16 protein-coding genes are annotated in these 25,512 nt (G+C 71.3%); 8 read left to right on the top strand and 8 right to left on the bottom strand.

The window, feature by feature from the left end; translation table 11 throughout:
* Positions 1–143: 143 nt before the first annotated feature.
* On the bottom strand, positions 144–2,711 hold the full coding sequence (locus ACTMVF_RS15480; protein ID WP_441271768.1) for a CHAT domain-containing protein: 2,568 nt from the start codon (positions 2,709–2,711) through the stop codon (positions 144–146).
* Positions 2,712–2,858: 147 nt separating this feature from the next.
* Between ACTMVF_RS15480 and ACTMVF_RS15475 the strand changes: the two genes are divergently transcribed.
* The 3 genes from ACTMVF_RS15475 to ACTMVF_RS15465 are packed head-to-tail and all read left to right on the top strand — an operon-like array spanning position 2,859 to position 5,430.
* Positions 2,859–4,295 (top strand): S8/S53 family peptidase, encoded by a 1,437-nt coding sequence (locus ACTMVF_RS15475; RefSeq protein ID WP_441271593.1) that lies wholly within the window; start codon positions 2,859–2,861, stop codon positions 4,293–4,295.
* Positions 4,296–4,354: 59 nt separating this feature from the next.
* On the top strand, positions 4,355–4,930 hold the full coding sequence (locus tag ACTMVF_RS15470) for an RNA polymerase sigma factor (protein WP_441271592.1): 576 nt from the start codon (positions 4,355–4,357) through the stop codon (positions 4,928–4,930).
* Between the two features lie 8 nt (positions 4,931–4,938).
* Positions 4,939–5,430 carry a hypothetical protein gene (locus tag ACTMVF_RS15465; protein WP_441271767.1) on the top strand — a complete coding sequence of 164 codons (492 nt, stop codon included), beginning with the start codon at positions 4,939–4,941 and terminating at the stop codon, positions 5,428–5,430.
* Between the two features lie 9 nt (positions 5,431–5,439).
* Here the strand turns inward: ACTMVF_RS15465 and ACTMVF_RS15460 are convergent, their stop codons facing one another.
* The gene (locus ACTMVF_RS15460; protein ID WP_441271591.1) at positions 5,440–6,237 is read right to left on the bottom strand and encodes an N-formylglutamate amidohydrolase; all 798 of its coding nucleotides are present in this window, start codon (positions 6,235–6,237) and stop codon (positions 5,440–5,442) included.
* Between the two features lie 48 nt (positions 6,238–6,285).
* On the opposite strand from ACTMVF_RS15460, the gene ACTMVF_RS15455 reads away from it, so the two are divergent.
* A complete protein-coding gene (locus ACTMVF_RS15455; protein WP_441271590.1) occupies positions 6,286–6,615 on the top strand; it encodes a DUF5713 family protein in 330 nt (109 codons plus the stop codon).
* An 810-nt stretch (positions 6,616–7,425) separates the two neighbouring features.
* On the opposite strand, the gene ACTMVF_RS15450 is transcribed toward ACTMVF_RS15455, so the two are convergent.
* Positions 7,426–9,645: an NADP-dependent isocitrate dehydrogenase gene (locus ACTMVF_RS15450; protein WP_441271589.1), complete on the bottom strand. Its 2,220-nt coding sequence runs from the start codon at positions 9,643–9,645 to the stop codon at positions 7,426–7,428.
* A 233-nt stretch (positions 9,646–9,878) separates the two neighbouring features.
* Between ACTMVF_RS15450 and ACTMVF_RS15445 the strand changes: the two genes are divergently transcribed.
* Positions 9,879–11,444 carry a M1 family metallopeptidase gene (locus ACTMVF_RS15445; RefSeq protein ID WP_441271588.1) on the top strand — a complete coding sequence of 522 codons (1,566 nt, stop codon included), beginning with the start codon at positions 9,879–9,881 and terminating at the stop codon, positions 11,442–11,444.
* A gap of 24 nt (positions 11,445–11,468) precedes the next feature.
* Here the strand turns inward: ACTMVF_RS15445 and ACTMVF_RS15440 are convergent, their stop codons facing one another.
* Both ACTMVF_RS15440 and ACTMVF_RS15435 read right to left on the bottom strand, forming a co-directional pair.
* A complete protein-coding gene (locus tag ACTMVF_RS15440; protein ID WP_441271587.1) occupies positions 11,469–12,563 on the bottom strand; it encodes a mechanosensitive ion channel family protein in 1,095 nt (364 codons plus the stop codon).
* Positions 12,564–13,433: 870 nt separating this feature from the next.
* The gene (locus tag ACTMVF_RS15435; protein WP_441271586.1) at positions 13,434–14,399 is read right to left on the bottom strand and encodes a lysylphosphatidylglycerol synthase transmembrane domain-containing protein; all 966 of its coding nucleotides are present in this window, start codon (positions 14,397–14,399) and stop codon (positions 13,434–13,436) included.
* 150 nt (positions 14,400–14,549) lie between these two features.
* Here ACTMVF_RS15435 and ACTMVF_RS15430 point away from each other — a divergent pair, with 150 nt between their 5' ends.
* Entirely contained in the window at positions 14,550–16,439 is a 1,890-nt protein-coding gene (locus ACTMVF_RS15430; RefSeq protein ID WP_441271766.1) for an ABC transporter ATP-binding protein, read from the top strand.
* 195 nt (positions 16,440–16,634) lie between these two features.
* Positions 16,635–20,561, top strand: coding sequence for a glycoside hydrolase family 2 TIM barrel-domain containing protein (locus tag ACTMVF_RS15425; protein WP_441271585.1), 3,927 nt, complete (start codon positions 16,635–16,637; stop codon positions 20,559–20,561).
* A 44-nt stretch (positions 20,562–20,605) separates the two neighbouring features.
* On the opposite strand, the gene ACTMVF_RS15420 is transcribed toward ACTMVF_RS15425, so the two are convergent.
* Entirely contained in the window at positions 20,606–21,142 is a 537-nt protein-coding gene (locus ACTMVF_RS15420; RefSeq protein WP_441271584.1) for a hypothetical protein, read from the bottom strand.
* Positions 21,143–21,306: 164 nt separating this feature from the next.
* Between ACTMVF_RS15420 and ACTMVF_RS15415 the strand changes: the two genes are divergently transcribed.
* Positions 21,307–22,128, top strand: a complete 822-nt coding sequence (locus ACTMVF_RS15415) for an SDR family oxidoreductase (protein WP_441271583.1) — start codon at positions 21,307–21,309, stop codon at positions 22,126–22,128.
* 7 nt (positions 22,129–22,135) lie between these two features.
* Here ACTMVF_RS15415 and ACTMVF_RS15410 read toward each other — a convergent pair whose 3' ends face one another.
* Both ACTMVF_RS15410 and ACTMVF_RS15405 read right to left on the bottom strand, forming a co-directional pair.
* On the bottom strand, positions 22,136–24,178 hold the full coding sequence (locus ACTMVF_RS15410) for a CocE/NonD family hydrolase (protein WP_441271582.1): 2,043 nt from the start codon (positions 24,176–24,178) through the stop codon (positions 22,136–22,138).
* Between the two features lie 15 nt (positions 24,179–24,193).
* Positions 24,194–25,489 carry an ATP-grasp domain-containing protein gene (locus ACTMVF_RS15405; protein ID WP_441271581.1) on the bottom strand — a complete coding sequence of 432 codons (1,296 nt, stop codon included), beginning with the start codon at positions 25,487–25,489 and terminating at the stop codon, positions 24,194–24,196.
* Positions 25,490–25,512 lie beyond the last annotated feature (23 nt).

Genomic DNA, 25,512 nt, shown 5'->3' with positions numbered 1-25,512 from the left:
GCCGGGCCACGGCCGCGCCCCAAAGGGGCGCGGGGCTGGTCCATATGCGGCTCCGCCGCGCGGGGCGCGACCAGCCACAATGAACCCGCAGACGACCACCGACACACAGCGGCACTCCCCATCACGGCCCAACCAGCGGAGCGTCACGCCGCCCCGAACGCCGAGAACGCCCACCCCGTCGCCTGGTGCAGTGCGTCACCCGGCAGTGCCGCCCGGGCGTCGCGCAGCGCCTCCGCCAGGGAGAGCCCGTCGCTCAGTCCCTTGTGTAGGGCGAGCATCAGCGGCACCACCGCGGCGTCGTTGACGGGTGCCGTGCACGCCACCACCCCCGCCGTGCCCAGCGGCAGCAGCGCGGTGACCAGGCCGAGCAGCTCGTCGGCGCCGACGGAGGCGAAGCGGGCGGTGTCGCAGCAGGAGAGGATGATCCGGTAGGGGCTGCGGTCCAGGCGCTCGAAGTCATGCACGATGAGCGGCCCGTCGGCCATCCGCAGCGACGAGAACAGGGGACTGTCCGTGCGGAACGTGCCGTGGGCGGCGATATGAGCCAGCGCGGCGCCGTCGAGTTCCTCCAGTACGCGCGGCACGCGCGCGTCGGCGTGCTCCAGGACGACCGCACCACCGTACCGGCAGGCCAGATGGGGCACCTCCGCGCCACCCGTCGCCAACCCCGGCCCCCGCACCAGCACATGGCGGCCGCCCGGCGGCGGCTCGGTCTCCCGGGCGCGCAGCCAGCCGCTCGCCGACGGCGACACGCTGAGCACCCGCTCCCGCAGCGACGGCAGCAACGCCCACGGCACCCGGTGCAGCCGGGCCGGCGGTACCACCACGACCGGGCCGTCGCCCAGATGCGCCGCGGCCGGACCGAGCAGCAGCTCCTCCAGCCGCCGCCCCGCGGCCTCCACCACCGGCAGCCGCCCCTCCGCACCCGGGTGGGCCAGCCGCCGCAGCCCGGCCTGGACGTGCTCGGCCTCCGTCTCCGCCTCGGCCAGCAGCCCCGCCTCGTACCGGCGCACCCGGCCCTGCCCGCACAGCAGCACCTGAACCCGCCCGTCCAGCACGGCGAGTTCGACCAGCCGTACGTCGTCGCCCAGCCGCTGAAGCAGCCGGCCCGGGTCGAAGCGGTGGCCGTCGCCGGGCGTGTCGCCGCGCATGTGCAGGGTGCGGGCACGTATCTCCCGCTCCAGGCGCCGCTGTTCACGCTCCAGCACCGGAACGGGACGCGCCTCACCGCGGGCTTCCTCGGCGCGCGCCGCGATCTCCCGGAACGCGGTCAGGTCGCTCTGCAGCTCCGGGTCGGCGGGTGGCCGGGTCGGCGGCGTCGACAGCGCGGTGGCCCGCCAGCGCTCGCTCCACACCAGCAGCCGGCGCGGGCTGCCGGAGTCGAGGCTGGCCTGCTGGGCGAGCGCGGCGAGCTCGGCTCCCTGCGCGGTGGCGCGGGCCCTGAGCTCGGAGGCGCCCAGCGTCATCCGGTGGGCGTCGAGCACGTCCAGGCCGCGGCGGCAGGCCTCCAGAACGCCGCGCCCCGACCCGGCCGCCCGCGCCCGCAACGCCTGTGCCGCCCAGCCCGTCATCCGCGCCAGCGGCGGCCCGCTGCGCCTGCTGCGGGCGGCGACCGTCAGATGCCGCTCGGCGTCGGCCCGCCAGCCCAGGGAGAGCGCGATGCGGCCCGCGAGCAGCGAGGCCTCCGGCGCGGCCGGCGCGCCGAAGGAGGCCAGTCGGTCGGCGACCGCCGCCGTGTCGGCCACCAGTCGGCCGGAACTGCGCCCCGCGGCGACCCGCGCCTCGATCAGCACCAGCCGGGCGTGCGTCTCCCACCACAAGCGCCGCTGCCCCGCGAACAGCCGTACGGCCATGTCGGCACGCGCGATCGCCGTGTGCGCGTCGTCCGCCAGCCGGGCGGCACGCGCGGCCGCCAGCAGCAGCTCGGCCTTGCGGGTGGACTGGCCGCCGATCCCGTCGAGTACGGCGATCGCCGCGTCCGCCTCGGCCAGCGCCTCCGGGGCCAGCCCGGCGGCCATCAGCACCTCGCAGCGCCGGATGTTCAGCATGAAGGTCGGTGTGCCGAGCTTGGCGTACCGCTCCTCGGCCTCGTCGAGCAGCCGCAGCGCCGCCGGGATGTCCCCCGACCGGAACGCGGCCAGTCCCCGGCTCTCCACGGCGTCGGCCTTGTCGTGCTCCTGGCCCGTGGTGTCCCACAGCGCCTCGGCCGCCGTGAAGTCGGCATCCGCACGGTCCATCGCGCCGAGCGCCAGATGCACGGTCGCCCGCAGGGTCAGCGCCCGCGCCGTCCAGATGACGTCCTCCGCCTGCCGCAGCACGGGTATCGCCTTGCGTACGTCCTCCAGCGCCTCCCGGTGATGGCCCAGGACCCAGTGGGCGTAGGCCCGGCGGAACAGCACGCGCGCGCGGGTGTGTCCGCTGCCGCGCGCGACCCCGCGCTCCAGCGCGGCCAGCCCCTGCTGCGTGCGCCCCGCGTGCACCAACGCGACGCCGAGCGCGGCCAGGGCGTCCGCCTCCCGGTCGGCCGACTCCGCGCGTGCCGCGAGGTCCCGGGCACGCCGCAGGTGATACAGGGCGATGCGCATGTCGCCCCAGTCCCGCTGCCAGATGCCGATCACCTGATGGGCGACGGAGGCGTGCCACGGCGACGGATCGGCGTCGAGCACCCCTTCCGCCCTCGCCAGCGCGTCGTTCGGGGCGGCGAACACCATCGGCAGCAGTTCGAGAACCGAGTCGCTTCCCGCTGTCACTCCACGGATGGTAGTTGCCACGGAACCGTGCCACACCGGTTGGCGCTGTATCAATCGGCGACCGCACGACTCTGACTGACGAACGTCGCCTCAGGGGGAGGACCCGCCATGGCACCACAGCGATTCCACGAGCAGTTCGAACAGATCCAGCGCTCCATGCCCGACGTCCCCCTCGCGATGGGACCGGACGACTCCGGCGAGTTCATCTATGAGAAGGGTTATGTGCTGGTCCGCGACGGCGAGGACGCCCGTGTCGTCGAGGACACCGTGCGGGCGCACTTCACCGCGGACCCGGATCTGGTGCAGGACCACGTGCGCCGCGTGAGCCCGCAGACCAACCGCTCGGGCATCACCCGCATCCGGGTCGGCGACCCCGGCGAGGGCGACCGCAGCGGGGACCCCACCGTCGCGCACGCCCTGCGCGCCCTGCGCGAGACGGAGGGACGCACCGGCCGGCGCCTCGTCAGCCGAAACCACCTCGTGGGGATCACGCCGGGTGTCAACTCCTGCCCCGGAGACGAACCCGCGCCCGCCCCGCTCGCCGACGGCACCAACCCCGCGGCGGCCGAGGGCGTCCACGACCCGGGCACCGCCGTCGGCGTCCTCGTCATCGACACCGGCCTCATGCACGACTACCGCTCCTTCCCGCTGCTGGCCCACACCGAGGGCGACGCCCAGGTCCAGGAGTGCGACGGCCAGGGCATCCTCCAGCAGTACGTCGGCCACGGCACCTTCATCGCCGGGCTCGTCGCCGCCGTCGCGCCCAACACGGACGTCACGGTCCGCAACACCCTCCACGACGCGGGCGCCATCCTGGAGTCCGAGTTCGGCGAGAAGCTCTTCGAGGCCGTCGACGCGGGCGGCTGGCCCGACATCCTCAGCCTCTCCGCCGGCACCGCCAACGGCCGCACCGACGGCCTGCTCGGCATCGAGGCGTTCATGCAGGAGCTGCGCGGACAGCGCACCCTGCTGGTCGCCGCGGCCGGCAACAACGGCAGTGCCACGCCCTTCTGGCCCGCCGCCTACGCCGACCAGCCCGACTACCAGGACGTCGTGCTGTCCGTCGGAGCGCTGCGCCAGGACGGCGAGTTCGGCGCCTGCTTCAGCAACCACGGTGGCTGGGTGAAGGTGTACGCGCCCGGCGAGCGGCTCACCAGCGTCCTCACCGGCTTCGACACGCCCGTGCCGTACGTGTACCAGCACTCCAGCTACGACGCCTGCCGGTACGGCTTCGGTTACTCCTGCACCTGCCAGTCCCCGCGCCACACCGGCGCGTTGAGCGAGCAGGACGGCACCGCCAAGCCCGACCAGGTGATGTTCGAGGGGCTCGCGCACTGGAGCGGCACCTCGTTCGCCACGCCCCTCGTCGCCGGCATGATCGCCGCCCACATGACGGCGCAGCAGGAGCGCGACCCGCGTGTCGCCCGCTACAAGATGCTCGCGGCGAACTCCGGGTTCGCGGAGGTGCGGGGGGCGCATGTGCCCGCACTTCGGCCCCCGACCTGGCGCCCTGTCTCCGTCACACCGCCGGCTCCTCGCTCATGAGGGTCGGAACCGTCCCCTCCGCGGCGTACGATGACTTGCCGTACACGAGGGGTGGGGCTGTGGACCGTGCAGATGTCGGTGCCTTGGTCCAGTCCGCCGTCGACGGTGACGCGGCGGCCTGGAAGGCGCTCGTGGAAGGGCTGAGCCCACTGGTGTGGTCCGTCGTGCGCGCGCACCGGCTGGGCGACGCCGACGCCCATGAGGTGTACCAGACCGTCTGGTTCCGCTTCGCCCAGCACCTGGGGCGCATCCGGGAGCCCGAGAAGGCCGGATCGTGGCTCGCGAGCACCGCACGGCACGAGAGTCTGAAGGTGCTCAAGAGCTTGAGGCGACTGACCGTGACGAGCGATCCGCAGCTGCTCGACCGGGTCAGCGAGGACCGTACGCCCGAACAGTCCGTCCTGGACTCCGAGGAGGCGGCCGCCGAGACCGAACGCATCCGCTGGATGTGGCAGGAGTTCGAGGAACTCGGCGACCGCTGCCGCCAGTTGCTGCGCGTGCTGATGGCCTCGCCGCCACCCAGCTACCAGGAGGTGTCCGCCGCACTGGGCATCGCCGTGGGCAGCATCGGGCCATTGCGCCAGCGCTGCCTGCGCCGCCTTCGGGCCCGACTCGACGCACGGGGAGCGCTGTGAACGACGACATGCACGACGAAGTGACGGGCGAAGATCCCCTCGGCGAACGGCCCCTGGGCGACGACGAGTTCGACGTCGAGCTGCTGGAGGAGGAGCTCCGGCAGGCCGCCACCATCCTGGACCCCGTGCCGGCCCAGCTGCGGCAGATCGCCGTCGAGGCCTTCGCGCTGCACGATCTCGACGCCCGTATCGCCGAGTTGACGTTCGACTCGGTGGTGGACGCCATTCCGGTCAGGGGAGCGACGGACACGCCGAGGATGCTGACCTTCCGCGCCGGCGAGGTGACCGTGGACGTGGAGGTGGGCGCGCAGGGGCTGCTGGGGCAGGTGCTGCCGCCGCAGCAGGCGCGGATCGAGGTGCTCGGCGGCCCGCAGTCGGCCACCCCGGTCGTGGCCGACGACATGGGCCGCTTCACCAGCGACGCACCGCCGAGCGGCCCCTTCGCCCTGCGGCTGCGGACGGGCGGGGAGGTCGTGGTCACGGAGTGGCTGCGGGCCTGACCCACCGCGTCAGCGGGAGACGGCGTCCACCAGCGCCGCCAGCGCCTGCGCGAGCCGGGTGAGTCCGGGACCGGCCGGACCACCCGGCTCCGTCATGTACGTGTCCCGGCGGATCTCGATCATCAGGGCGGTGATCCGGGGCTCCGCGCCGTAGAACTCCAGCGGGACGTAAGTACCGCTGAAGGGACTGTCGAGCCCAATCTCCCCGCACGGGGCGAACGACTCCCGGGCCGCCGCGAGCAGTTCGGGCGGCGTGTGGAAGGAGTCGGTGCCCAGGCACACCGGCGGGCGCGGGCCCTCGCCGTGCAGCTCGTAGGGAAGCCGGACGGTCGGGTAGGAGTGGACGTCGATGATCACGGCACGGCCGGTGACGGCGAGGCGATCGGCCACCGCGTCCGTCATGGCCTTCGCGTACGGCCGGAAGTACCGTTCGACGAGGGGCTCGGGGTCCGTGTCGGTGGGCCGTAGATCCGCCAGATGCGTGGTCCGGGTGTAGACGGCGCCCATCCCCACCGCCAGCATCTCCTCCCGCTCGTCCGGGAACCGCTCCGGATCGACGACCAGCCGCGAGAGCCGGTTGACGAACCGCCACGGCGTGACCTCCGACGCCCCGGCCGCCCGCTGAGCGAGCTCCGCGGTGTGCGCGTCGACGATGTGGTCCGACTCCCGCTCCAGCGCGGCGTCGTCCAGCACGATGTCCGCCCGCACTTCGGGCGGTATCTCCCGCGCCGAATGCGGCACATGCAGGATCACCGGCGATCCCTCGGCCCCGGGGAGCAACTCGAACGACGGCACGGCGGAGGTCATGACGGCTGCTCCCGGGGCGTTGTCAGTGGCGTGGTGCACCATCACAGCATGAACATCGGCAACCAGCAGGTGACGGCACATCCGTTCCTCAAGGGGCTCTACGCGGACGGCTATTACCCCGACCACGCGGTGGACCGGGGCAAGGAGATCCTGCTGCGCCTGTGCGAGCGCATCGAGGCGGAGCGCCCCGCCGACCTGGCCGCGCTGTACATCCTGACCCAGGCGGCCACCGACGAGTTCAACGACCTCCAGGACGACGACTTCGACATCGAGACCGTGGCCCGTGAGGAGATGGCCGAGGACTTCTGGTTCGTGGCACAGGCCTATGGCTTCGCGGACGCGGACGTGGAGGAACTGATCGCCACCCGGGACTGGTGACGCAGGTGCTCGTGCACGAGCTCTCCCGTACCGACGCCCGCCGCATCCCCGTGCACGCACAACTGCTCGACGGCGCCTGCCGAGCGGGCTCCGGGATCCCGTACGACGACTGACCCTGCCGCGGATCGACCCCACCGCCGGCCGTCGCGCCCCATGCCGGCCTCGTGGCGTGGAGCCGGCTCGGCTCCTCGGGGTACTCCCGGGCCGACCTGACCGCCGCCCTCGCCGAGCGGACGCTGCTGGAGTGGGAGGCGATGATCCGGCCCGGTGAGGACCTCGCGCTGTACCGCGCCGAGACGGCCGAGTGGCCAGAACGGGGAACGCCGTCCTCCTGGCGGGAGTGTCACCGCAAGTGGGTCGGCATGAACGACGCCTGCCGCCGGGACCTTCTCGACCGGCTCGCCGTCTCGGGCCGCTGCCCTCCCGCGAGGCGCAGCGGCTGTGGGACCTGGCCGAGCGGGGCTACCCCGACACGCCCGCCGTCCCCTGGGCATCGCCCGTGCGCGGAGCCCGGAGCGCCAGGTGGAGCCGGCGGACATGGGGGAGGCCGGTGAGCGGGCCGTCGTCGAGGGCGTGCGTGGCGGCGCGATCCGGCACGGCCGGGGCAGCCGTTCACGAAGGCCGTGACCGCGGCGGTCGGCCAGGAGATCGAGGACCTCGCACGCCGGCCGACGCTGGAGCTCGTACGGCCGCGGTAGCCGCCGGACATGGCTCCGCCCCGGACGGGCGCGATGCGCCGGCCGGGGCGGACGGGCCGGGACGGGGCGAGCGGCCCTGTCAGGCCTCTCGGTCCCCGTCAGGGCACCCGTGTCAGCTCAGGGACGCGAGCGCCGCGTTCCAGGTGGCCGACGGGCGCATGACCGCGGCGGCCTTGGCCGGGTCGGGCTGGTAGTAGCCGCCGATCTCGGCCGGGCTGCCCTGGACGGCGTTCAGCTCCTCGACGATCTTCTGCTCGTTCGCGGTGAGCGTCTCGGCGAGCGGGGCGAAGGCCTTGGCCAGGTCCGCGTCGTCGGTCTGCGCCGCCAGCTCCTGCGCCCAGTACAGGGACAGGTAGAAGTGGCTGCCGCGGTTGTCGATGCCGCCGACGCGACGGGTCGGGGACTTGTCCTCGTTGAGGAAGGTCGCCGTGGCGCGGTCGAGGGTGTCGGCGAGGACCTTGGCCTTCGGGTTGCTGGTGGCCGTCGCGTACTGCTCCAGGGACGGCACCAGCGCGAAGAACTCACCGAGGGAGTCCCAGCGCAGGTAGTTCTCCTTGACCAGCTGCTGCACGTGCTTCGGCGCGGAGCCGCCGGCGCCCGTCTCGAACAGGCCGCCGCCCGCCATCAGCGGGACGACCGACAGCATCTTGGCGCTGGTGCCCAGCTCCAGGATCGGGAACAGGTCGGTCAGGTAGTCACGCAGGACGTTGCCCGTCACCGAGATCGTGTTCTCGCCGCGGCGGATGCGCTCCACCGACAGCTTGGTGGCCTCGACCGGGGCGAGGATACGGATGTCCAGGCCCTCGGTGTCGTGCTCAGGCAGGTACGCGTTGACCTTGGCGATCAGGTTGGCGTCGTGGGCGCGGGTCTCGTCCAGCCAGAAGACGGCCGGGTCGCCGGTGGCGCGGGCGCGGGTGACGGCCAGCTTCACCCAGTCCTTGATCGGCGCGTCCTTGGTCTGGCAGGCGCGGAAGATGTCACCCTCGGCGACCGGCTGCTCGATGAGCACGTTGCCGGCCTGGTCGACCAGGCGGACCGTGCCGGCGGCCTTGATCTCGAAGGTCTTGTCGTGGGAGCCGTACTCCTCGGCCTTCTGTGCCATCAGGCCGACGTTCGGGACCGAGCCCATGGTCGACGGGTCGTAGGCGCCGTTGGCACGGCAGTCGTCGAGCACAGCCTGGTAGACGCCGGCGTACGAGGAGTCCGGGAGCACCGCGAGGGTGTCGGCCTCCTGGCCGTCCGGCCCCCACATGTGGCCGGAGGTGCGGATCATGGCCGGCATCGAGGCGTCGACGATCACGTCGGACGGCACGTGCAGGTTGGTGATGCCCTTGTCGGAGTCGACCATGGCCAGCTCCGGGCCCTCGGCGATCTCCGCGTCGAAGGACGCCTTGATCTCGGCGCCGTTCGGCAGCGCGTCCAGGCCCTTGAGGATGCCGCCCAGACCGTCGTTCGGGGACAGACCGGCGCCGGCGAGGACCTCGCCGTACTTCGCGAAGGTCTTCGGGAAGAAGGCGCGCACGACGTGGCCGAAGACGATCGGGTCGGAGACCTTCATCATCGTGGCCTTGAGGTGCACGGAGAACAGGACGCCCTCGGCCTTGGCCCTGGCCACCTGCGCGGTCAGGAACTCGCGCAGCGCGGCGACGCGCATCACGGAGGCGTCGACGACCTCACCGGCGAGGACCGGTACGGACTCGCGCAGGACGGTGGTGGTGCCGTCCTCGGCGACGTGCTCGATCTTCAGCGCGCCGGCCTCGGAGATCACGACCGACTTCTCGGTGGAGCGGAAGTCGTTCTGGCCCATGGTCGCCACGTTCGTCTTGGACTCGGGGGTCCAGGCGCCCATGCGGTGCGGGTGGGTCTTGGCGTAGTTCTTGACCGAGGCGGGGGCGCGTCGGTCGGAGTTGCCCTCACGCAGGACCGGGTTCACCGCGGAGCCCTTGACCTTGTCGTAGCGGGCCTGGATCTCCCGCTCCTCGTCGGTCTTCGGGTCGTCCGGGTAGTTCGGCAGCGCGTAGCCCTGGCTCTGCAGCTCGGCGATGGCAGCCTTGAGCTGCGGGATCGACGCCGAGATGTTCGGCAGCTTGATGATGTTGGCCGCGGGCGTCTTCGCGAGCTCACCGAGCTCGGCGAGGGCGTCCGGGATGCGCTGGTCCTCGGTCAGGTACTCCGGGAACACCGCGATGATGCGGCCGGCCAGCGAGATGTCACGCGTCTCCACGGCGACACCCGCCTGCGAGGCGTACGCCTGGACCACCGGCAGGAAGGAATACGTCGCCAGGGCCGGGGCCTCGTCAGTGTGCGTATAGATGATGGTCGAGTCAGTCACCGGGTGCTCCGCTCCACGTCTGCAACATTGCTCGACATCAAGATATCTCGTGATCGACCCGTACTCGACAGCGGTCCGCACACCGGTGCGGGATGCGTGCCGCGATCTCGGCATCGGCGTAAACGGATGCACCGCCTCCGTGCAACCGGATCAGCCGCTCCCACAGTCATGTAGGGAGATCACCGATCCGGCGGCCGGTCCTGACCACCCGGCCGCCCCAGCGAAAGCGGACCATGAGATATCGCAGCAGAGTGACGGCCCCCGCGGCCGCCCTCATCGGAACCGCGGCGGCCCTGACCGCCACCCCCTCCGCCCACGCCGCACCGACGCACACGGGGACGTCGGCCGCCGGGACCGAGGGAACCCCGGGCCCCGAGACCCTCGGCGACCCGGTCTTTCCGGACCTCGGCAACGACGGCTACCGTGTCGCCGCCTACCACCTCGACTTCTCCTACGACGCCACCACCCGGCTGGTCGACGCCACCGCGACCCTGAAGATCCGCACCACCCAGGCCCTGACCCGTTTCTCCCTCGACGCCCTCGGCCTCGACATCCGCTCCGTCCGCATCGGCGGCCGTACGGCGACCTTCGAGCAGGTGGACGAGAAGCTGCGCATAACGCCCGCCCGGACCCTGCCCGCCAAGTGCGCGGTCACCGTGTGCGTCGAGTACGCGGCGGATCCGCGCCGTGCCCTGCCCCACACCGGCTGGGTCGACACGCTGGACGGGTTCGCGGCGTTCTGCCAGCCGAAGTCGGCGCACACTGTCTTCCCCTGCAACGACCACCCGAGCGACAAGGCGGACTTCTCCTTCCGTCTCACCGTCCCGAGCGGCCTGCGCGCGGTGGCGACAGGCCGGCTCGTGCGCACCGAGAGCCGGCCGGACGGCCGTACGGCGTACACGTACCGCTCCCGCGAGCCCATCGCCACGGAGCTCGTGCAGATCACGGTCGGCGACTATGTGATCAAGGAGCGGCAGGGCCCGCATGGTCTTCCGCTCAGGGACGTCGTCCCCGTAGCCCGCGCCGAGGCTCTGGAACCGGCGCTCGCGCTGACCCCGGCCCTGGTGACCTGGCTGGAGGCACGGCTCGGGGCGTACCCCTTCGAGACGTACGGGCTGCTGCCCTGCAACACCGATCTCGACGTGCCCTTCGCGTTCACCGGCCTGGAGACCCAGACGCTCACCATCTACCGGCCGAAGTACCTGCTCCAGGAGGAGCAGAAGATCGGCTCGCACATGATGCACGAGCTGGTCCACTCCTACTTCGGCAACAGCGTCAGCCCCGCCACCTGGGCCGACCTCTGGCTGAACGAGGGCCACGCCGACTTCTACGGGCTGCTCTACCGCTACGAACGCGGCTGGCCGGACTCCCTGGGCATGACCACCCTGGAAGCCCGGATGAAGCACACCTACGCGCAGGGCGACCAGTGGCGCCACGACTGGGGTCCGGTCGCGGCGCCGAACGCGGTGAACCTGTTCGAGGGCCAGCGCTACCTGGGCGGTGTCCTCGTCCTGTACGCACTGCGCAACCTCGTCGGCGAGCAGGCCTTCAACGCCCTGGAGCGCGCCTTCCTCGCCCGGTACCGCAACTCCTCGGCCTCCACGGAGGATTACATAGCCGTCGCCTCGGAGGTCACCGGTCAGGATCTGTCCGGTTTCCTTCGGGACTGGCTGTACGGCACCCGGACGCCGCGGATGCCGGGGCACCCGGACTGGACGGTCACCCCGGTGAACCCGTCGCTCGCCGCGCCGCGCCGCCGCAAGGGCGCCGTTCACCACGAGAACTCGGCCACCCTGTAGGGACCCCGGTTCCTCAGTGGTTCCTCAGTCGAGGCGGACGGAGGCCATCTCGTCCGCCTCTTCGGGGCCGCGCTGCTGCGGAATCGCCACCGTGCCCTGCTGGATCGCCACCGTCCGCGTGGGCGCCGGGATGCGGATGCCCTCCGCGCGGTAGCGCTTGTGCAGGCGCTTGATGAACTCGTGCTTGATCCGGTACTGGTCACTGAACTCACCGACACCCAGGATGACCGTGAAGCCGATCCGGGAGTCGCCGAAGGTGTGGAAGCGGATGATCGGCTCGTGGTCCGGGACGGCGCCCTCGACCTCGGTCATCACCTCGCCGATGACCTCGTTCGTCACCCGCTCCACGTGGTCCAGGTCGCTGTCGTAGGCGACGCCGACCTGGACCAGGATCGTCAACTCCTCCTCGGGACGCATGAAGTTGGTCATGTTCGTCTTCGCGAGCTCCCCGTTGGGGATGACGACCAGGTTGTTGGAGAGGTTGCGGACCGTCGTCTGGCGCCAGTTGATGTCCTCGACGTAGCCCTCCTCGCCGCTGCTCAGCCGGATGTAGTCGCCGGGCTGGACGGTCTTGGAGGCGAGGATGTGGATGCCCGCGAAGAGGTTGGCGAGCGTGTCCTGCAGGGCGAGTGCGACCGCCAGACCGCCGACGCCCAGGGCGGTGAGCAGGGGCGCTATGGAGATGCCCAGGGTCTGCAGCACCACCAGGAAGCCGATGGCCAGGATCAGGACCCGGGTGATGTTGACGAAGATCGTGGCCGAGCCGGCGACGCCGGGGCGGGACTGGGTGACCGTCCGCATCAGCCCGGCGACCCCGCGGGCCACCGCCAGCGTCACGACGAAGATGAGCAGCACCGTCAGGATCTGATTGACGTTGTGCTGGACCGTCCGGGTCAGCGGCAGCGCCGCGCCGGCGGAGGCCGCGCCGCCGAGGAACGCCGCCCACGGCACCACGGTCCGCAGCGTGTCCACGATGAGGTCGTCGCCGCTCCAGCGGGTGCGGTCGGCGTGCTTGCCGAGCCAGCGCAGCAGCATGCGCAGCAGGAAGGCCGCGAGCAGCCCCGCCGCCAGCGTGATCCCGGCGATGACCAGGTCGTCCACAGTGAGCGCTCGCGTCACCGGTCACCTCCGGGGAGGAATACTGCGGCGAACCCCTTCGCCGACGGCCGGATGTGAAGTCTCGTCACGTTGTCACCTGCTCGATTTCCGCGATGTGCCGTCGTGCCGGCCACCCGTCCCCCGAGGACGGCACGAGGGCTCATCCTGCCGTATCGGGCACGGGTGTTCGTACCAGGATCGGTGGCCGGACGGCGGCTTGGCACGGTTTCGGGCATTCTCCGCCGACAGCCTGTGGGCAGAGGGGCACTTGCCGCGCGCGACCTGGGTACGCAGAGCGCCGCTCGCCGCCCGCGCACCCCGGCGGCAGGCTGGCGCGGGTGATCGCCGAGGCGGTCGAAAGAGCCGACGGGGGAGAGGCGCCATGACAGGTCCGGTGCTCGCGATCGACCAGCGGACCAGCGGACCTGCGGCACCAAGGCCCTCGTCGTCTGCCCCGAACGCGGCGTCACCGGCACCGGCTTCACCGCCGTCCACCCCCGCATAGAGCCGAACTCGCCGCACGAGGACCACCGCATCGGCGTCCACCACGAGCAGGCGTACGAGCTCGCCCAGCGCGGCGACCTGACCCTGAACACCGTCACGCGCGGCCCCGCCGCCGACGCGGACCTGCGCACCTCGCCGTCCGGCGTGTTCGCCGTGGGCGGCTTGCCACACCCCGGCGAGCGCGCGAAGACGGCCGCCCGCGCGGGCACGCGGGCGGCGGTTTCCGTGGCGGAGTGGCTCGCGGGTGGCGAGCGGCCGGGCGACGCCATCGAATCGCCGGGCGGGACCGTCACACGGCCGTGAGCGTCACACCAGCCGTTTCCGGGGGCGCCGGCGAGCGCCTCGAGATCGGCGCCCGCGCAGCAGGTGCCGCCCTCACCCCAGCCCTCAGATCACCTTCCACCGCACCAGCGCCCCCAGCGTCAACGCCCCAGGCACCAGCGGCAGCCACACCGTGATGATCCGGTAGGCCAGCACCACCGCCGTCGCCACCGCCACCGGGCCGCCCGCCGCCACCAGCGCCACGACCAGCGCGGCCTCGACCGAGCCGACCCCGCCGGGCGTGGGCACCAGGGCGACGGCGACGGTCGCCGCCAGATAGGCGAGGGCCATGTGCGTGGGCGGCACGTCCAGCCCCAGGGCGAGCCCGACCAGGACCAGGCCGGTCGCCTGCAGGGTGGGGAAGGCGAGCGAACCGCCCCACAGGGCCAGCGCCCGGGACGGGCGGGTGTGCACCGAGCGTGCCTCGCCCAGCGCGGTGCGCAGGAAAGCGAGCACGGCGGTGCGCAGCCGGCGTACGAGTGCGAAGACGGCCACGGCCACGACGGCCACCGCGCCGATGACGAGCAACAGCGGGCCCCACGCCCCCTCCGGGAGGAGCGGGCCGAGCCGCAGCGCGTCCGGGAAGGCGACCAACAGCGCGGCCAGCAGACCGACGCGGGCCACGCTCTCCGCGAGCAGATACAGCGCCAGCGCGGCCGAGGAGCGGGCGAGCGGCAGCCCGCACACCGTCATGAAGCGCAGGTTGACCGCGCTCGCGCCCAGGCCGGTGGGCAGCAGATGGTTGGCCGAGCCCGCCGCGAACTGGGTGACGAGCAGCCGGAGCCTGGGCAGCCGGTCGATCACCGCACCCTGCCGGGTCACCGCCGCCGCGACCCAGGTCAGGCAGGTGGCGCAGGCCGCGGCGAGCAGCCACGGCCACTTGGCCGTCGCCAGATGGCCGATGCCCTCGGCGAGCACGGACCGGTGCTCCACCGCGACCACGACGATGAGGACGAGGGGGAGCAGGCACAGCAGCTGGCGGAGCGGGAAACGTCCGAGCAGGCGTCCCGCGGGGAGTCGTACGGCTGTCACATTCGCAGAGGCTCTCCGCGCTGCGACAACGCCGGGTTGCGGGAGCGAAGACGGCGTCTTACGGACCGGCTGCGGACGGCTGCCGGTCTGCGCGAAGCCGCCGATATTGACCTCAACACCGCTTGAGGTTCTAGGTTCCTGCTTATGAGTATGGAGACCACAGCCTGGACACAGCTGTACGGCGTCATGAACGCCCAGCAAGAGCGCCGCCCTTTTGCCCGGGCCACGCTGCGCCGCATCGGCGCCTTCGCCCGCCCGCACCGCCGTAGGATCGCGCTCTTCGTCGTGCTCGGGATGGCGACCGCACTGCTCGCCGTCGCGACGCCCGTCCTGGCCGGTCGTGTCGTCGACGCGATCGTGACGGGCGGCGAAGAAAGCAGGGTCGTCCGTCTGGCCCTGCTGATCGCCCTGATCGCGGTGGCGGAGGCGGCGCTCGGGATCTTCGCCAGGCGCCTGTCGGCGACGCTCGGCGAGGGGCTCATCCTCGATCTGCGGGCGGCTGTGTTCGATCATGTGCAGCGCATGCCGGTGGCGTTCTTCACACGCACTCGTACGGGAGCACTCGTCTCCCGTCTCAACAACGACGTGATCGGCGCCCAGCGCGCCTTCAGCAACACGCTCTCCGGAGTGGTCAGCAACCTCGTCACGCTACTGCTCACCCTCGCCGTGATGCTCACCCTGTCCTGGCAGATCACCCTGCTCGCCCTCGTCCTGCTCCCGGTGTTCGTGATCCCGGCCCGACGCATGGGCCACCGCATGGCCCACATGCAGCGGGAGGCGGCCGCCCTCAACGCGGCGATGGGCACCCGGATGACCGAGCGCTTCTCGGCGCCCGGCGCCACGCTGGTCAAGCTCTTCGGGCGCCCGGAGGAGGAGTCGCGGGAGTTCGCGAGCAGGGCCAGGCGGGTGGCCGACATCGGGGTGCGGACGGCCACCGCCCAGTCGATGTTCATCACCGCGCTCACCCTGGTGTCCGCCCTGGCCCTCGCCCTGGTCTACGGCCTCGGCGGCTGGTTCGCCCTGCGCGGCACCCTGGAGCCGGGCGCCGTCGTCTCGCTGGCCCTGCTCCTGACCCGCATGTACGCCCCGCTCACCGCGCTCGCCGGCGCCCGCGTCGAGGTCATGAGCGCCCTCGTCAGCTTCGAGCGCGTCTTCGAGGTGCTCGACCTCAAGCCGCTGATCGAGGAAAAGCCGGACGCGAAGAAGGTCCCCGACGGTCCGGTGTCGGTGGAGTTCGACAACGTCCGCTTCGGCTACCCGTCCGCCGACAAGGTCTCCCTCGCCTCCCTGGAAGAGGTGGCGACCCTCGACACGCGCGGTGGCGCCGACGTGCTGCACGGCATCTCCTTCCGCGCCGAACCCGGGCAGACGGTCGCCCTGGTCGGCTCCTCCGGCGCGGGCAAGTCGACCATCGCCCAGCTGCTGCCGCGGCTGTACGACGTGGACGAGGGCGCCGTACGCCTCGGCGGCGTCGACGTCCGTGACCTGAGCGCCGAGTCCCTGCGCTCCACCCTCGGCATGGTCACCCAGGACGGCCACCTCTTCCACGACACCGTCCGTGCCAACCTGCTGCTCGCCCGCCCCGCCGCCACCGAGGCCGACATCTGGGACGCCCTGCGCCGCTCCCGCCTCGACGCCCTCGTACGGTCCCTGCCCGACGGCCTGGACACCGTGGTCGGCGAGCGGGGTTACCGGCTCTCCGGCGGCGAACGCCAGCGCATGACCATCGCCCGGCTGCTGCTGGCCCGCCAGCGTGTCGTCATCCTCGACGAGGCCACCGCCCACCTGGACAACACCTCCGAGGCCGCCGTCCAGGAGGCGCTCACCGAGGCGCTGCAGGGCAGGACCGCGGTCGTGATCGCCCACCGGCTGTCCACCGTGCGGGCGGCGGACCAGATCCTGGTGGTCGAGGCCGGCCGGATCGTCGAACGCGGCACCCACGAGGAGTTGCTGGCGGCCGGGGGCCGCTATGCCGAGCTGTACCGGACGCAGTTCGAAGAGCGGCAGAGCGACCTCACGGAGGTCGAGACGGCGGCGTAAGCGGAACCAGCGGAACTACAGGGGCGGAACCACAGGGCGCGTCAACCCCGCAGGATCACACAAAGTCCGACAGCATCATTGATTCGTTTCTGTTCGCATCCTAGGGTTCGTTCGGTTTGCCAACAGCACCGCACACGATCTGACGCTCCCTCAAGTCCCGCACAGCGCACTGTCGTCCCGAGGAAGGCCACGGTCATGCCGCACGCTCCCGAGTCCCTCGCCGGCCATCCGAGCCCCCAAGGCGTGCCCGTCAGCCGGCGTCGCCTCCTGGAGGGCGGAGCCGCCGTCCTCGGCGCGCTCGCCCTGTCCGGATCGTCCGCCGCCACGGTGCACGCGGCCGACGGGGCCGGGGCGGCGGACGGCACCCCGGAGTGGAACGGGCACATCGACGTCTTCCGGATCGGCACCCAGCCGCCGCACACCACCCTCATGCCGTACGCGGACGTCAGGCAGGCGCTGGACGCCGACCGCACCCGCTCACCGTACCGGCTGAGCCTCGACGGCAAGTGGAAGTTCGCCTACGCGGACCGCCCCGACGACCGCGACACCGACTTCTACCGCACCGACGTCGACGACAGCGACTGGGACAGCATCCCCGTCCCCTCCGTCTGGCAGATGCACGGCTACGACCGTCCGATCTTCGTCAACATCACCTACCCGTGGTGGGGGCCCAACGGGCTCGGCGAGGAGGCACAGCCCCCGGCTGCGCCGACGCGCTTCAACCCGGTGGGGCAGTACCGGCGCACCTTCACCGTGCCGCGCGGCTGGGCGGGACGGCGGACCTTCCTGCACTTCGAAGGGGTCAAGTCCGCGCACTACGTATGGATCAACGGCGAGTTGGTGGGATACGCCGAGGACTCGTTCACGCCCGCCGAGTACGACATCACCCCGCACCTGAAGTCCGGCACCAACCGGATCGCCGTGGAGGTGTACCGATTCTCCGACGGGGACTGGCTCGAAGACCAGGACATGATCCGGCTGAGCGGCATCTTCCGCTCGGTCTACCTCTACTCCACGCCGGACGTCCACCTGCGCGACTTCAAGCTGGACACCCCGCTGAGCGACGACTACACGGCCGCCGAGCTGGCGGTCACCGCGAGCGTCCGCTCATACGGGGGGCCGAGTGAAGGCGGCTACTCCGTCGAGACGCAGCTGTACGACTCCCGCGGCCACGCCGTCTGGTCCCGCCCGCTCCAGCAGGCCGTCGACCTCGCGTCCGCCCCCGCCGGTGACGATGTGACCGTCCGGGCGAGCAGAGCCGTGCCCCAGCCCGAGCTGTGGTCCGCCGAGCACCCGAACCTCTACACGGCCGTCCTCCGCCTCCGCGATCCGGCCGGCAAGGTGATCGAGACGCTCTCGCACCGCGTCGGCCTGCGCGAGTTCGCGCTCAAGGACGGCCTGATGCGGATCAATGGGCAGCCCGTCTCCTTCCGGGGCACGAACCGCCACGAGATGCACCCCGACAGCGGCATGACGCTCACCCGCGCGCACATGGTCAAGGACATCGAGATCATCAAGCGGATGAACATGAACAGCGTCCGCACCTCGCACTACCCCAACAACCCGCTGTGGTACGAACTCGCGGACGAGTACGGCCTGTACCTCGTCGACGAGACCAACCTCGAGACCCACGGCATCCGCGGCGAGTACCCGGGCAACCACGCGGACTGGACCAAGGCCTGCGTGGCCCGCGCCCAGAGCATGGTCCACCGCGACAAGAACCACGCCTCGGTGGTCATCTGGTCGCTCGGCAATGAGGCCGGGGGCGGCAGCACCTTCGTCGCCATGCACGACTGGATCAAGTCCTACGACACCACGCGCGTCATCCAGTACGAGGGCGACGACCGGCCGACGATCAGCGACATCCGCTCGGAGATGTACGACAGCCCGTCCCGCGTCGAGCAGCGCGCCAAGGACACGGCGGACACCCGGCCGTACGTCATGATCGAGTACGCCCACGCGATGGGGAACTCGAACGGCAACCTCACGAAGTACTGGGACCTCGTCCGCCGCTACGACGTCCTCCAGGGCGGCTGGATCTGGGACTTCGTCGACCAGTCCCTGAGCTGGCCCGTGCCCGCCCGCAAGATCCTCACCGAGTCCGGGCCCGGCGGGGTGCGCGGTGAGGTCCTCACCGCGAGCGGCACCTTCGACCGTGCCAAGGGTGTCTCCGGCGCCACCGTCTTCGCCCGCGACGAGCGCCTCGACCTCACGGGCTCGCTCACCCTGGAAGCCTGGGTCACCCCGCACTACACCGGCTACCACCAGCCGATCATCGCCAAGGGCGACACCCAGTACGCCCTGAAGCAGTCGGACCGCACCCTGGAGTTCTTCATCTACGGCGGCGGTCAGTGGATCACCGCGAACTGGGCCCTCCCGGACGACTGGACCGGCAGCGAGCACCACATCGCCGGTGTCTTCGACGCCGACGCCGGCACCCTGACCCTCTACGTCGACGGTGCGGTCAAGGCGACCCGGACCACCACGCGCAAGCCCAGCAGCAACACCGCGCCCCTCGCGCTCGCCACCGACGTCGACAACCCCACCCGGGAGTTCAGCGGCACGATCCGCCGGGCACGCGTGTACGCCCGCGCGCTGAGCGCGGCCGAACTCGGCTCCGACAGCCGCGGCCCCGGCGACGAGGGCGTACGGTTCTGGTTCGACGCGGCCACCGTCGAACTCACCGAGAAGCGGCCCCGCGACAAGACCTTCTTCCCGTACGGCGGTGACTGGGGCGACAACCCCAACGACGGGACCTCCAACGCGGACGGCATCATCACCGCGGACCGCCGGCTCACCGGCAAGGCGGCCGAGGTCAAGCAGGTCTACCAGGCCGTGGGCGCGGCACCCGCCTCCGGAGATTCGCTGGCTCCCGGAGCGGCGATCACCCTCACCAACGAGTACCTGTTCACCAACCTCCGTGAGTTCGACGGCCGTTGGGCCCTCGTCGCCGACGGCGAGGTCGTCCGGCGCGGCAAGCTGAGCCGCACCCAACTGGACGTCCCCCCGCTCAGCGGCAAGGACATCACGGTGCCGGTGCGGCTGCCGGACGACCCGGCGCCGGGCACCGAGTACTTCCTCCAGCTGTCCTTCACCACCAAGGAGCCCACCCCGTGGGCGAAGGCCGGCTTCGAGGTGGCCAAGCAGCAACTCCCCGTCGACGCCGACACCCCGGCCGTGACGCCCGCACCGCTGGCAAGCGTGCCGGCACTGCGGTACGAGGACGCGGACAACGACGTCACGGTCAAGGGCCAGGGCTTCTCCGTGACCGTCGACAAGAGCAGCGGCGTCATCACCTCGTACGAGGCCCGCGGCACCCGGCTCATCACCTCCGGGCCCGTGCCGAACTTCTGGCGGGCACCCACCGAGAACGACCGCGGCAACGGCCAGCACACCCGCAACCAGACCTGGCGCGACGCGGGCGCCCGGCGCAAGGTGACGGACGTCAGCGTGCGCGCCCTGCGCGACAAGGCCGTCGAGATCAAGGTCAGCGGCACACTGCCCACCACGGTCGCGTCGACGTACAGCACCACCTACACAGTGTTCGGCAACGGCGAGATCAAGGTCGACAACACCCTGCGCCCGGGCGCGGCGTCCCTGCCGTACATCCCGGAGGTCGGCACGCTGCTGCTCCTGCCCGGGCGCTTCGAGCGTCTGCGCTACTACGGCCGCGGACCCGAGGAGAACTACTGCGACCGCAATGACGGCACCGATGTCGGCGTGTACTCCGGGACCGTCTCCGGCCAGTGGACCCCGTACATCCGCCCCCAGGAGAACGGCAACAAGACCGACGTCCGCTGGGTCGCGCTCACCGACGGCGCCGGCACCGGCCTGCTCGTCTCGGGCGAGCCCCTGCTGGAGGTCAACGCCTCCCACTTCACCCCCGAGGACCTGTCGTCCGGAGTCCGCCACGACTACCAGCTCACCCCGCGCGACGAGGTCGTCCTCCGCGTGAACCACCGGCAGATGGGCCTGGGCGGAGACAACAGCTGGGGCGCCCACACCCACGACGAGTACAAGCTGTTCGCGAGCCGCGACTACTCCTACACCTACCGGCTGCGCCCGCTGACCGACGTCGACGAGGCGATGTCGGCGTCGCGCAGGCCCACCGCGGTGGAGTGATCCGATGAGACCGGGGTCCCGGTGCAGTGCCGGGACCCCGCCCTTTACGTCTCCTGCAGCGCTGGCCCGATCTGCCGGCGGCGCAGCTCCTCCAGCACGCCCTGTTGCCTTCGGGCCCGTTCGAGCAGGTCGTCGAGGAGGCTCGGGTCGAGGCGTTCCTCGTGGTCGGCGAGTTCACGCAGCGTCTGCCACAGGGCTGCCTTGCCCTCCACTCCCAGCCGCAGCGTCTCCAGTTCCAGCAGCGGACTCAGTGGGGAACGGCGTACGAGCCGGCCGTTGCTCTTCAACCGCCCCACCCGCTCGGACATCCGCCCCGCGTAGACCTTGTAGTGCCGTACCGGGATGTCGAGCCGTTCCATGAGGTCGATCAGGGTGGCCCGGTCCTCGGTGATCTCGGCGGAGACCGGTCCCATCGCCGCCGCGAGGGCCGTACCGCCGTACGACCGCACCATGTGGCGTGCCCGCTCGGCACCGGCGGTGGCACCCGCCAGATGATCGTTGAGGTAAATGCCCAGAAGGGCGGTACCGGTGTGTCGGGTCTGCACCGGGTGACGTGCGTCGGAGCGAGTTCGGTCGTGCATGGCGTGTCCCTTCCGCCCGGCTACCTGCGCGCCGGGTGCCCGCCGGCCCTTTCCCGGAAACGCGGTGTGCCGCGCCGCGAGCCCCGGGGAAACACCGACACCGGTGTGGTGGGACCAGTGCGGGGTACGCGGTGGCCGCACCGGACGCGACACCTGGAGCCCGCATGGAACCGCAGCACGACGCCACCGGCCCTGGAACCGCCCCTGTGGCCCTGATCACCGGATCCGACTCCGGTATCGGCCGCGCCACCGCAGTTCGGCTGGCGGAGGCCGGCATGGACATCGGCATCACCTGGCACCGCGACGACGCCGGGGCACGGCGGACGGCGGACGAGGTGCGGGCGACCGGGCGTCGGGCCGCGATCGAGCAGTTGGACCTGACCCGGCTCCCGGAGGCCGCAGGGGTCGTCGACCGGCTGGCCGACGAACTCGGCAGGATCGACGTACTGGTGAACAATGCCGGGACCGGCACGATGACCCCGTTCCTGGACCTCGACCTCGCTACCGTGCGCCAGGTCATCGACGTCGATCTGGTCGGACCGTTCCTGTGCGGTCAGCGCGCCGCCCACCGCATGATCGAGCAGGGCGGCGGCGGCCGGATCATCAACGTCACCAGCGTCCACGAGCACCAACCACGTGTGGGCGCGGCGCCGTACTGCGCGGCCAAGGGCGGGCTCGGGCTGCTCACCCAGGTCATGGCGCTGGAACTGGCCGAGCACGGGATCACCGTCAACGCCGTCGCTCCGGGGGAGATCGCCACCCCGATGACGGGTCAGACGGACACCGACGTCACCGCCGAACGGCGGCCCGGCGTGCCCTTGGCCCGTCCGGGCGACGCCCGGGAGGTCGCAGCCGTGATCGCCTTCCTCGCCGGTCCGGACGCGTCCTATGTCACCGGTGCCTCATGGGTGGTGGACGGGGGGATGCTCCGGATGGGACCGCAGGCAGGTTCTCATCTCCCGGACGACTCCTGGCGGCGCCCCTGAGCGCACGTCAGAGCAGATCGCGTGGCACGCGCTCGTTCCATGTGCGGGAGAAGACACGGCGGTCGGCCTCGTACGCGTCCAGGGTGGCGTCCACGAAGAAGTTCTCCCGGTCGCAGCTGAGTTCGGTGTGCGTGACCACCCGTACGTCCCAGTCGCCCCGATGGAACCTCATGGTCCACGTGGATTCGCCGGTCACCGACGTGAAGTCGTCGGCGATCGACGCATAGCGCTCGTAGGCGCGGCGGCCGGCCTCGAGGTCGATGCCGTCGAAGCGGACCGTGCCGCGATCCTTCACGATCTCCAGCTCGGCGTGGTAGCCGACCAGGTCCCGCTTCACCTCCCACCGCTCATCGGACGGCGTCAGCTGATGGGTGGGGAGCGGTGGTGTGCCTTCGGGCTCGTCGAAGGGGCTCGGCGGCATGTCATCGGGTTCGTCGACCGGCCGGACCGGCAGGGTGAGCGTGCTGGAGTGCTCGTGGACGCTGAGCAGCGTCGGCTGCGGCGGCGGCCAGGCGAGCGGCCAGTAGGACGTGGACAGGGAGAGCCTGATGCGGTGGCCCGGCGGGAATGCCTGCGCCACTCCGTTCAGCGGGATGGTGGCACGACAGCGTCGGCCCGGTTCCAGCGGCTCCGGGGACTCCGTGCTGTCGCGTCGGGTGAGGTTGAGCAGGCCGTACGAGACACGGGTCGCGGCGCCGTCGGGGCTCACGTCGGACAGGCGCGCGGCCACCATGGCGACCGGCTCACTGACGGACAGATCGAGTTCCACGCTCGGTGAGCCGAGTATCTCCAGCCGTTCGGTCAGGGGCTCGCTGTCGAAGACGAGTGAACCGCCGTCCTCCTCGCGCTGGTCGTACGGCAGGTCCGGGGGCGCGTTGTAGGAGGCCCACTTGCCCCCGAACTGGCCGACGGACAGCGGTGACTGCACGGTCATCGCGTCGCCGTCGGGCGCCCGCCCCGCGCCGGGCGCGGCCTGCGCAGGTTCGATCCGGTGCCGGGTGAGCGGATGGGTGACCGGCCGGATGTGCGGGGAGGGCCACTCGGGCTCACCGACCCAGCGTCCCGGCCGCTCCTCGTAGGAGGTGGAGGGTGGCACGCTGTCCTGCATCCAGGTCCGCAGCATGGGACCGTCCATGACGCCGTTGTCGACACCCTTGAGCCAGTGGTCCCACCACCGCACGACCTCCTGGAGGTAGCCGATGGCGGGCCCGGGCTCCCCGAGGTGGGGGAACTTGTGCGACCAGGGGCCGATCAGCCCCTTGCGGGGCACGTCCAGGTTGCCGAGCAGCCGGGTCACGGCATTGGAGTAGCCGTCTGCCCAGCCGCTGGAGGCCAGCACCGGGCAGCGCACGCTCTTGTAGTCCTCGCACACCGAGGCATGCCGCCAGTAGTCGTCGCGGCGCTGGTGACGGAGCCACGGCAGGACCCAGGGCTCCGTGTGCTCCAGCCGTTCGCGCCACATCTCGCGCCAGCGGTCACCGACCACGGCGGGGTCCGGGGGACAGGTGCCGTAGGCGAACATGGTGCCCGCCTCGGCCAGGTTGTCCGACAGCAGGGCGCCGCCCATGTAGTGCATGTCGTCGGCGTGGCGGTCGTCGGTGAAGGACGCGATGACGATGGCCTTCAGGCTCGGTGGCCGGCGGGCCGCGACCTGGAGCGCCGCGAACGCGCCCCAGGAGATGCCCATCATCCCCGTGCCGCCGTCGCACCAGGGCTGCTCCGCCAGCCAGGCCAGGACCTCCTCCGCGTCGGCCTGCTCCCGCTCCAGGTACTCGTCCCGCAGCACACCCTCGGAATCGCCGGTGCCGCGCAGGTCGACGCGGACGCAGGCGTAGCCGTGCCCGGCGATGTAGGGGTGGTGGATCGAGTCGCGTACGGCCGTCAGATCGCGTTTGCGGTACGGGATGTACTCCAGCACCGCGGGCACCGGCTCGTGGTCCGAGGAGGTGGGGCGCCAGATGTGCGCGGAGAGCCGGACCCCGTCGGACATGGGGATCGTGACGTGCTCTTCTTCCTTGGTCGCGTACGGCAGGTTGGTCACGTAACGCATGGACCGACGTGCTCCTTACTCTCGCGGGGCTTCCTCGAAGGCGAGGCCCAGGGCGGCCACGCAGTGGTCGTACTTCTCCCGCAGCTCCTCCTCGTTCGCCCCGCCGGTGAAGATGTGCGCCAACTCGTAGCTGTAGCTGTCCTGTTGAGGGAGGTCCGACAGCCTGCTGCCCTCCTCGGGGACCACGTCGATGCGCACGCCCGGGGTCTCCCGCTCGATGCGCGCGATGTCCTCGGGCCCGGGAACACGGCGCACCACGCCGTCGGTGAACCAGCGGTGGTACCACTTCGCCGCCCTCGCGTACGGACCCTCGCGGTGCGGCATGCGCGGGTCCTCGCCGAGCGCGAGGCGGACCATGCAGTGGTGGTTGGGCACGCCGTCGACGTACTGGAACAGCTCCGCGTGCGACTGGGAGTGCCGGGGGTTGATCTCCAGCAGGCTGATCTCCTGGGTCCGCGGCTCGTAGAAGTACTCGATGCTGAAAGTGGCCGAGTCCATTCCGATCTGTCGCATCACGCGCTCGCTGACGTCGTGGAGCTGCGCGATGACCGGTTGCGGCAGGGTCGAGGGGTACTGGTGGCGCAAAAAGCACGGCGAGTCGGGGTAGTTGATGGAGTCCAGGACCCCGTAGACGGTCACCTCGCCCCGGTGGACGTATCCCTCCACGGCGACCTGGACCCCGGACATCGCCTCCTCCGCCAGGCAGACCTGGCCGCCGACGCCGGCCATCTCCGGCGGCAGGTCGATGCGGTCGAGGACGTGCTCGAAGGGGCGGCCGATCCGGCTGATGCCCTCGCGTATCTCGGCGACGGCCGCGCGGAACTCCTTGTCGTCCTCGACGCCGAAGGCGAGTTCGGAGGAGTACGAGAGCGCGGGCTTGACCCACATCGGGAACCCGACGTTCTCGGGCGGCCGCGGCGGCTCGGCCGCCAGGTCGACCCTGCCGAAGCGGGGGTGCCGGTCGGTGGCCTTCTGCTGCTCCAGCCGGCTCCAGTACTTGTGCTCGCACTTCACCACCGACTCCAGGCTCGTGCTGCGGGTGCCGTAGCGCTCGCTCAGAATCGGGACGAGGGTGCTGACCGGGAAGTCCCAGTAGCCCACGATCGCGTCGACACTTCCCTCGAAGGCGTCGAGCACGGCCTGGGCCTTGTCGATCAGAGCGGGCAACTCGACCTCGCCGACCTGCAGTTCATCGATCGTCAGCAACTGGTGGAAGCACAGCGACTCCGCTCCCGGGATCTGCCGGAGGGTCGGCAGATTCGCCTCGTCGAGCCCGATCACGAAGACGTTCTTCACCTTCTCGTCAGGCACGGCTGCTTCTCCTTCCCACGCCG

The organism is Streptomyces sp. SD31, from assembly GCF_052068475.1.
Classification (GTDB): Bacteria; Actinomycetota; Actinomycetes; order Streptomycetales; family Streptomycetaceae; genus Streptomyces.
Note: the sequence above shows the minus strand (reverse complement) of the source record. Positions and strands in the feature narration are given on the sequence as shown.